Origin of the sequence: Rhizocola hellebori (assembly GCF_016862955.1) — a bacterium.
GTDB classification, from domain to species: Bacteria; Actinomycetota; Actinomycetes; order Mycobacteriales; family Micromonosporaceae; genus Rhizocola; species Rhizocola hellebori.
In genome coordinates, this window is sequence record NZ_BONY01000197.1 from 1 (window position 1) to 787 (window position 787).

At 66.2% G+C, this 787-nt stretch carries 1 protein-coding gene; it reads left to right on the top strand.

Annotated elements, in window-relative coordinates; translation table 11 throughout:
• The coding region (locus Rhe02_RS49490) for a condensation domain-containing protein (protein ID WP_239124582.1) at positions 1–787 on the top strand (787 nt) is incomplete at both ends.

Here is a 787-nt window from a genome sequence, read left to right on the forward strand (position 1 = left end):
CGACGCTGACGCGCTTCGGGCCGCGATCGGTGATGTGGTGGCACGCCACGAGGTGTTGCGCACGGTGTATGTCGAAATCGACGGCGAGCCGGTGCAGCAGGTAATCCCGGCAGGGCAGGCGCGGGTCGACTTCAAGCACGAAGCCGTTGCCGCGGCACAGATTGAGGCGGCGGTGCTGGCCGCGTCGGAGCAAGCTTTCGATCTTTCGGTGGATCTGCCGTTGGCGGCCAGGTTGTTGAGCATCGGTGAACGTGAGCATCTGTTCGTGCTCACCATGCACCACATAGCCGGTGACGGCGCTTCGATGGGACCGCTGAGCCGCGACCTGTCCACCGCCTACGCGGCACGATGTGGCGGGCAGGCCCCGCAGTGGGAACCGCTGCCGGTGCAGTACGCCGACTACACGCTGTGGCAACGTGAGCTGCTGGGCGCTGACGATGACCCCGATAGCGAGATCAGCCGCCAGATTCGGTTCTGGCGCAGCGCGCTCGACGGTGTGCCTGAGGAGCTGGCGCTGCCGACGGACTTCCCGCGGCCGTCGCGTTCCTCTTACGAGGCGGGGAGGGTCGATCTGACCCTCGACGCGGCAACGCATTCGGCGTTGCGCAGGCTTGCCCGTACCCACGACGCGACTTTGTTCATGGTGGTGCAGACGGCGATCGCCATGCTGCTGACCCGGTTGGGCTGCGGCACCGATATTCCGCTGGGCACCGTCGTGGCGGGGCGGCCTGATGACACCCTCGACGAACTGGTCGGCTTCTTCGTCAACTCGTTGGTGCTACGCAAC